We start from the raw sequence: 3,410 nt of genomic DNA on the forward strand, positions 1-3,410 counted from the left end.
TTAACTATTTGAATAGTCTATTTTTAATCTCAACATCATTGGTATAACTAGTATGGGAGATGTTAGACCAATTCAGGCTAGGGCAGAAAAATCGTCTGGCAAAGCGCTATTTATGCAAGTTTTTTCATGAAATGAGCGAGATCGCATATTTGACAGCGGAATTTGCTTGTAACGTGTGCTTTGGCGATTATGAAAATTCTTTCATTTTTCAATCGGAGCTGGATCACAAAATGGATAAAAAGCTGCGCGTCGCCGAAATTGCCGCCCGCACCGGGCTATCGCCCAGCACCGTTTCACGCGTCCTGGCCGGGAAAGCGAATACCAGCGACAAGGCGCGCCGGGCGGTGCTGGACTGCGCCCGCGAGCTGGGTGTCATGCAGGGGTTGGCCGCCGGGCGTCTGCTGCTCAATCATCTGCTGGTGTTTGCCCCGCAGCGCGCATTCGATGAGCGATCGGATATCTTCTACTACCGGGTGATCCAGAGTATCAATAACGCGCTGGCGGCGCATGAAGTGCGCCTGCGCTACTGCGCGCTGGATGAGAACGACAGCGACGCCAACCTGTTTCTTGCCCGCATGAATGAACCTGAGACCCAGGCCGCGGTGCTGCTGGGGATCGACGATCCGCATATTCATGGCCTGGCGGCGGATCTGGGCAAACCCTGCGTATTGATCAACTGTCGGGATGAAGGGATGCGGCTGCCGTCCATCGCTCCCGATCATCGGCTGATCGGCCAGTGCGCGGCCCGCTATCTGTTTGATATGGGGCATCGGGCGGTGATGAACGTGATGTGCCTGCGCCGCTATACCATGGAGCTGCGGCTGGGGGGGATTCAGGAGGCGTGGCGCGCGCGTAATCTGCGCTTTACCGCCAGCCGGGATCTTATCAGCGTCGCCAACTTTAGCGCCAGAGAGACGGAAGAGCAGGTGGGCGCCTGGCTTGACGGCTTACAGGGCAGGCCGTTGCCCACCGCCTTCCTGGTGGGCGGCGATTTTATGGCCGCCGGCACCGTCAGCGCATTGCAAAAGCGTGGCCTGCGGGTGCCGCAGGATGTCTCGGTGATGAGCATTGACGGATTTAATCTGGCGGCGATTCAGGAGGTGCCGCTGACCGCGGTGCATGTGCCGCGGGATGAGCTGGGCAGCGAGGCGGTGCATCTCCTGCAGCAGCGCCTGCTGCGCCCGGAGGCGCCGCACGGCTCGCTACTGCTGCATGGCACGCTGGTGGTACGCGATTCGGTACGGCGGATCCGGCCGGGCAAAGGCCATACCGCCGTCGAGCCGCAGGGGCTGTATGACGATTAGACCGGCATACCCAGCGCCCGTTTGCCGTGGATATTCAGATCCTCCAGGGTGAAGCGCCCCTGCCAGCTGGCTTCATAGTCCTCGCGCGGGAAATCCCCCGGCGAGGCGCCTTTTTCCAGGGCGATTTTCACTTTCTGCGCGTAGGCGAGGTTCTTCTCGCACATCGGCGCGGCCGGAATGTACATCACATTTCCCCAGCCCTGCTGATTTTCCACCGGCGCCACCGAGTGAATGATGTCGCAGTGCCACCAGACGGAGTCCCCGGCATTCAGCGCTGGAATCGAGCTTAACGCTTTAATTAAGAGCGGGTGCCACTGCTCAGAGATCGGCAGCACTCTGCCCGGCGCGACGCCGCACAGCTCATCTTCCGGCACATCGTCGAGCAGGGGGCGCAGTAGCACATAAGCCATCGCCTCCGGGATCGGCACCACGTGCAGCAGCCCCTGACCCGGGATCATGTCCGACAGCGCGGTCCAGCCCTGGAAGGTGCGGAACACCGAGCATTTGGTGGTGTTGTCGACGGTATACTCTTCCACTTCGGTACGGTGCGCGGCGTCCCACGGGTCGTAGGCGTCGATATTGCCATTAAAAACGTTGGCGAAAACCTGCTGATAGGCGGGAAGCAGCCAGCGCTCCAGCGCGCCGGAATCGGTATGCGCCCCCAGCCCCTTCGAAGTGGTTCCCGGCGGGCGGCGGCGGATGCGGTCGGGATAGATCACGCTGACGTCCGGATCGAACCAGCGTTTGCCATTCTGTTCAAAACGCCACAGGCGGTTGAGGAAAGATTGCACTGCCGCCATTTCATCGCTCTGCCGCGCCTGCATTTGCGAGGGCGACCAGTAGATCGGGTAGATCTCCGGGCGCGAAGCCTCCAGCGAACCGAAGAAGCTGTCGCCAGGCCCTTTGTAAACATCGTCGAAATGGTTGCGATCCAGATATTCCAGCATCGCGGTATCCCACGCCAGCGCCTGTTCGCGTGGGAAGTGGCCTTTAATCACCGCGCAGCCCCGGCGCTTAATGGCCGCGCGCTGCTCATCGCTCACTGTTCCTTCGGCGATATCGCGGAACGGAACGGTTGGCCAAACCTCCTGGCCTGCGGCTTTCAGTGTCTCAATCTCCTGCAGCCGCTCGCTGATGCGCGCTGAGAGCTTATCGAACACCGCCTGGACGTCGCCAATTTGCGCCCGCAGGGCCTGTTTCATCTGGCGAATCGCCGCTTTGTGATCGGCGGGAAGTGTTTCGTGGGTCGGGAGAGCAGCCATAATAACCTCGCTGTATCTTTCATTCGAAAGTATCAAATCTTACAAACGTTAATTTAAGTTAAAATGGAGTTAATGCAAGTTTAAAATCTTGCTGCGGCGCACAAAATGGAAAACCGGGGCGCGATGCCCCGGCGAAGGGTCAGGCGTTGAAGGGCGGGGTGTTATCGAGGACGGCCTGGATAACGTTCAGCGCGCCGTCATGGTTATTATCGTCGGTAGCGTAGCCGGCGATGGCCTTGATGCTGTCGGCAGCGTTACCCATGGCGAAAGCGTATTTCACCAGCTTCAGCATTTCGGCGTCGTTGCCGCTGTCGCCGATGGCGACGCATTGCTGCGGCGAAAGATCCCAGCGCTTGAGCAAACGGCTGATGCCGTTGGCTTTATGCAGGCCAGGGATAATCAAATCGACAAAGCCAAAGCCGCTGGTGACCGGCTTCATGATGCCGTCGAGCGACACGTGCAGTTTATCAATCAGCTGTGGGATCTCGCTGTCCGGCAGGTTGAGAGAGAATTTAAACAGCGTATCGTCGATGGCGTGATAGTCGCTCACCCGCTGTAGGCGATGGTAGTGCTTCGACATCAGCTCAACAAAGGCGTCCGGAGCTTTATCGCTGACGTAGGCGCTCTGCAGGCCGCAGGCGACAAAGTTGAGCTGCGGATCTTTGAGCAATTCGCCAATCACCACTTGTGATTCGTGGCGGGTCAGTTCGCCGTGGAACAGCTGCGTGCCATGTTCATAAACCAGAGCGCCGTTTTCTGCGACGAACGAAATCTGCTCGCGGATCTCCGGGAAGAAGGAGATCAACTGATAGTACTGGTTGCCGCTGGCGACAACAAATTCAAT

The 3,410-nt window shown here is 58.7% G+C and carries 3 protein-coding genes; 1 reads left to right on the forward strand and 2 read right to left on the reverse strand.

Annotation, left to right across the window (positions count from 1 at the left end):
• The first annotated feature begins 173 nt into the window (after window positions 1-173).
• On the forward strand, window positions 174-1,304 hold the full coding sequence (locus VZP09_RS04400; protein WP_004219745.1) for a LacI family DNA-binding transcriptional regulator: 1,131 nt from the start codon (window positions 174-176) through the stop codon (window positions 1,302-1,304).
• Here VZP09_RS04400 and VZP09_RS04405 read toward each other — a convergent pair.
• On the reverse strand, window positions 1,301-2,566 hold the full coding sequence (locus tag VZP09_RS04405; protein WP_004176744.1) for a DUF1479 domain-containing protein: 1,266 nt from the start codon (window positions 2,564-2,566) through the stop codon (window positions 1,301-1,303). The genes VZP09_RS04400 and VZP09_RS04405 overlap by 4 nt on opposite strands.
• 139 nt (window positions 2,567-2,705) lie before the next feature.
• Window positions 2,706-3,410 (reverse strand): Cof-type HAD-IIB family hydrolase (locus VZP09_RS04410; RefSeq protein ID WP_328794923.1); only part of this gene is annotated, 705 nt, incomplete at its 5' end.

The sequence above is a fragment of the Klebsiella sp. EMBS2024 genome (assembly GCF_036233805.1).
In the GTDB taxonomy this organism is placed as follows: Bacteria; Pseudomonadota; Gammaproteobacteria; order Enterobacterales; family Enterobacteriaceae; genus Klebsiella; species Klebsiella pneumoniae.